At 69.4% G+C, this 4182-nt stretch carries 4 protein-coding genes; 2 read left to right on the top strand and 2 right to left on the bottom strand.

Annotated elements, in window-relative coordinates:
- The first annotated feature begins 738 nt into the window (after positions 1-738).
- Positions 739-1782, top strand: a complete 1044-nt coding sequence (gene trpS, locus CCN42_RS33180) for a tryptophan--tRNA ligase (protein ID WP_086741123.1) — start codon at positions 739-741, stop codon at positions 1780-1782.
- On the opposite strand, the gene CCN42_RS33175 is transcribed toward trpS, so the two are convergent.
- On the bottom strand, positions 1704-2708 hold the full coding sequence (locus CCN42_RS33175) for a GlxA family transcriptional regulator (protein WP_086741121.1): 1005 nt from the start codon (positions 2706-2708) through the stop codon (positions 1704-1706). The genes trpS and CCN42_RS33175 overlap by 79 nt on opposite strands.
- A gap of 75 nt (positions 2709-2783) precedes the next feature.
- On the opposite strand from CCN42_RS33175, the gene CCN42_RS33170 reads away from it, so the two are divergent.
- The gene (locus CCN42_RS33170) at positions 2784-3368 is read left to right on the top strand and encodes a cysteine hydrolase family protein (RefSeq protein ID WP_086741120.1); all 585 of its coding nucleotides are present in this window, start codon (positions 2784-2786) and stop codon (positions 3366-3368) included.
- 19 nt (positions 3369-3387) lie between these two features.
- Here the strand turns inward: CCN42_RS33170 and proC are convergent.
- On the bottom strand, positions 3388-4182 hold a 795-nt coding region (gene proC, locus CCN42_RS33165; RefSeq protein WP_107427681.1), incomplete at its 5' end, for a pyrroline-5-carboxylate reductase.

Here is a 4182-nt window from a genome sequence, read left to right as displayed (position 1 = left end):
AGGAACCTCGACCATCGGTTGTCCGATGGACGGGGTATCAACATATCTGGCGTTGACTTTTGGCACGCTGTTGAGTTCTCAAGGAACGGACGCTTCCTTTGTACTCACCCTCTCGGGCTTTCCTCCGGGCGCTTCCCTTCGGTCTTGCGTTTCCGACTCTATCAGATCTTTTTCCGATCCGATTTCCTCGGTGCTTTCCAGGTTTTCGCTTTCGCGTTTCCCTTTCCGGCGGTTCCGACTTTATCAGATCCTTTCGGGCCTGACTCCCAGTCAGAGGGGGTTGTCCTCGCGGCCCTCGGGCCGTTCCGACGAGTGAGACTTTAGCGGATTCCTGGCTCCCGAGCTAATCGGGGGCTGCGTCCTTTCGAACGCGGATTCCTCATTTCGCGAATACGCATACCAATGGCGCGACAAGCAGATCGACTGCTCGTCGAGAGTGGTTTGGTACTTGCGGAATGGCTGTCCGGGGACCGACCGGAGTCGGCGCTCACGTCGGACAACCCGGAGAACACTACGGATGGGGACTGGGTGTGTCAACTCTGGGGCGGGAGGCCCTCTGGGGGCGTAGCGTGGGTGCCGTGACTACGCGTACGTGCACCCAGCTGTGGTGGGCCGCCTGACGGCGGCCGTGCTCACGTATGCATCCAACGGCCGCCGCCCCCGGCGGCCGTAGTCGTATCTCCCTCCGGGAGGGGCGGTCGCCGGTCGAGGCGGCGGCTCCGATCAGGAGGTGGAGAGATGAAGCGGGTCTTCAGCGGGGTCAAACCGACCGGGCACCTGACCCTGGGGAACTATCTGGGGGCCATGCGGCGGTGGGTCGCGGTGGACCAGCACCAGGCGGACGCGCTGTTCAGCGTCGTCGATCTGCACGCGCTGACCGTGGAACACGATCCGGCGCGGGTGCGGCGCCTCAGTCGGCAGGCGGCGACGTTGTTGCTCGCGGTCGGGCTGGATCCTGAGCGGTGCACCGTCTTCGTGCAGAGCCATGTCGACGAGCACGCGCGGCTGTCGTACCTGCTGGAGTGCGTGGCGACCGACGGTGAGATGCGGCGCATGATCCAGTACAAGGAGAAGGCCGTGCGGGAGCGGGCGCGCGGCGGGAGTGTGCGGCTGTCGCTGCTGACGTATCCGGTGCTGATGGCGGCGGACATCCTGGCGTACGGAACCGAAGAGGTGCCGGTCGGGGAGGACCAGGCGCAGCACGTGGAGCTGGCCCGGGATGTGGCGGTGCGGTTCAACCAGCGGTACGGGCACACGTTCGTGGTGCCTCGGGCGACGTCGCCGGGGATGGCGGCGCGGGTGATGAATCTGCAGGAGCCGACGTCGAAGATGGGGAAGAGCGACGATGTCGGGCCGGGGATCGTCTACCTGCTGGACGAGCCGGACGTGGTGCGGAAGAAGGTCATGCGCGCCGTGACCGACAGCGGGCGGGACGTCGTCTACGACCGGGCGGGGCGGCCGGGGGTCGCGAATCTGCTGGAGATCCTCGCCGCGTGCACGGGTGGGAACCCGGAGGCGCTGAGCGGTGTATATGAGTCGTACGGCGCCTTGAAGAAGGACACGGCCGAGGCCGTGGTCGAGGTTCTGAGGCCCGTGCAGCAGAGGCACAAGGAACTGTGTGCGGATCCCGGCTATGTGGAGGGGGTGCTGCGGGATGGTGCGGACAGGGCGCGGGCGATGGCCCGGCCGACCGTGGATGCCGCTTATCGCGCGATCGGGCTGCTGCCGGCCCCTTCTGATACGCGGGCCGGGGCGGGTGCCGTGGTGAACGCGGCGCGGTAGGCGCGCGGGCTGGTGGCGAGGCGCGATGCGAAGTGCTGGCGCATCGTGACCTCGCTGCCGAAGCCGGCGCGGCGGGCGACCTCGGGCATGGGGAGGTCGGTGCGCTCGAGGAGTTTCTGCGCGGCGGCGAGGCGCTGGTCGAGGAGCCAGCGCAGGGGCGTGGTGCCCGTCTCCGCGGTGAAGTGGCGGGCGAAGCTGCGCGGGGACATGCCGGCGTGGGCGGCGAGGTCGGCGACCGTGAGCGGTTCGTGCAGGTGACGCAGGGCGTGTTCGCGTACGGCGGCGAGGGTGTCGGCGTCACGGTCGGTGCGGGGGGTGGGGTGCTCGATGAACTGTGCCTGGGTTCCGGTGCGGAAGGGGGCGGTGACCATGGAACGGGCGATGGTGGCGGCGGTCTCGGCGCCGTGGGCGCGGCGGACGAGGTGGAGGCAGAGGTCGATGCCGGCGGCGGTGCCGGCCGCGGTCCAGATGTTGCGGTCCTCGATGAACAGGGCGTCGGGGACGACCGTGACCTGGGGGTGCCGGGTGCGGAGGAGGTCGACGAGGCTCCAGTGGGTGATGGCGCGGCGGCCGTCGAGAAGGCCGGCCTGGGCGAGGACGAAGGCTCCGGCGCAGAGGGCGGCGATGGTGGTGCCGCGTGCGTGGGCGCGCTGGAGGGCTTCGAGGACGGCTGCGGGTGCGGGGACGAGCTGGTCGTCGAGGCCGGGGATGAGGATGAGGTCGGCTTGGCGGAGCCAGGCGAGGGTGCGGTCGGGGTGGAGGGAGAGGCCGCCGTGGACGGGGATGGGGGTGGTGTCGGTGGCGACGCGGCGCAGCTCGAAGGAGGGCACGCCGCGGTGGGTGCGGTCGGTGCCCCAGACCTCGGTGATGACGGAGACGTCGAAGGCGCGGATGCCGGGGAAGGCGACGAGGGCCACGCGGTACATGCCTGGCAGTAAACCATCGATCGATGACTTTCCCGCCTCTGGGGCGGGCTCCTCGGGGGCGCGATGCTCTGGGGCATGGAGATCGCGAAGAACGCAGCGCTGGTGGTCGTCGATGTGCAGAAGGGCTTTGAGGAGCCGGAGTTCTGGGGGCCGCGGAACAACCCGGCTGCGGACGAGAACATCGCCTCGCTCATCGACGTCTGGCAGATGACGGGGCGGCCCGTCGTCTTCGTCCGGCACGACTCGGTGAGTGCGCGCTCGCCGCTGCGGCCGGGTCAGGTGGGCAACGACTTGAAGGACTACGTGGAGGAGCGGCGTGGGAAGAGGGCGGGGCGGGAGCTGCTGGTGGCCAAGACGGTGAACTCGGCGTTCTACGGCACGCCGGATCTGGACGCCTGGTTGAAGGCGGAGGGGATCTCGCAGATCGTGCTGACCGGCATCCAGACCAACCTCTGTGTCGAGACGACGGCACGGATGGGCGGGAACCTGGGGTACGACGTGGTGGTGGCGTACGACGCGACGCACACCTTCGATCTGGCCGGGCCGTTCGGCTGGCGCAAGAGCGCGGACGAGCTGGGGCAGGCGTCGGCGGTGTCGCTGCACGGGGACGGGTTCGCTCGGGTGGTGCTCACGAAGGAGGTCATGGACGCGGCGAGGTGACCGTCCCCGGCGGGCGGGGTCAGCTGTTGTTGCCGGAGGCCAGTTCGCGGCTGCGGTCGCGGGCGGCTTCGAGGGCGGCGATGAGCGCGGCCCGTACGCCGTGGTTCTCCAGCTCGCGGATGGCGTTGATGGTGGTGCCGGCGGGGGAGGTGACGTTCTCGCGGAGCTTGACCGGGTGTTCGCCGCTGTCGCGGAGCATGGTCGCGGCGCCGATCGCGGACTGGACGATCAGGTCGTGGGCCTTGTCGCGGGGCAGGCCGAGGAGGATGCCGGCGTCGGTCATGGCTTCGACCAGATAGAAGAAGAAGGCCGGTCCGGAGCCGGACAGGGCGGTGCAGGCGTCCTGCTGGGACTCGGGGACGCGGAGCGTCTTGCCGACGGCGCCGAAGATCTCCTCGGTGTGGGCGAGGTGGTCGGCGGTGGCGTGGCTGCCGGCGGAGATGACGGACATGGCCTCGTCGACGAGGGCGGGGGTGTTCGTCATGACGCGGACGACCGGGGTGCCGGCGGAGAGCCGGTCCTCGAGGAAGGAGGTGGTGATGCCCGCGGCGCCGCTGATGATCAGGCGGTCGGCGGGGACGTGGGGGGCGAGTTCGTCGAGGAGGGTGCCCATGTCCTGCGGTTTGACCGTCAGGATCAGGGTGTCGGCGGTCTTGGCGGCTTCCGGGTTGGTGACCGGGGTGACTCCGTAGCGGGTGCGGAGTTCGTCGGCTCGTTCCGGGCGGCGGGCGGTGACCAGGAGGTCGGCGGGGGTCCAGCCGGCGCGGATCATTCCGCTGAGCAGGGCTTCGCCGATCTTGCCGGTGCCGAGGAC

Origin of the sequence: Streptomyces glaucescens (assembly GCF_002154375.1) — a bacterium.
Lineage (GTDB): Bacteria > Actinomycetota > Actinomycetes > Streptomycetales > Streptomycetaceae > Streptomyces > Streptomyces glaucescens.
Note: the sequence above shows the minus strand (reverse complement) of the source record. Positions and strands in the feature narration are given on the sequence as shown.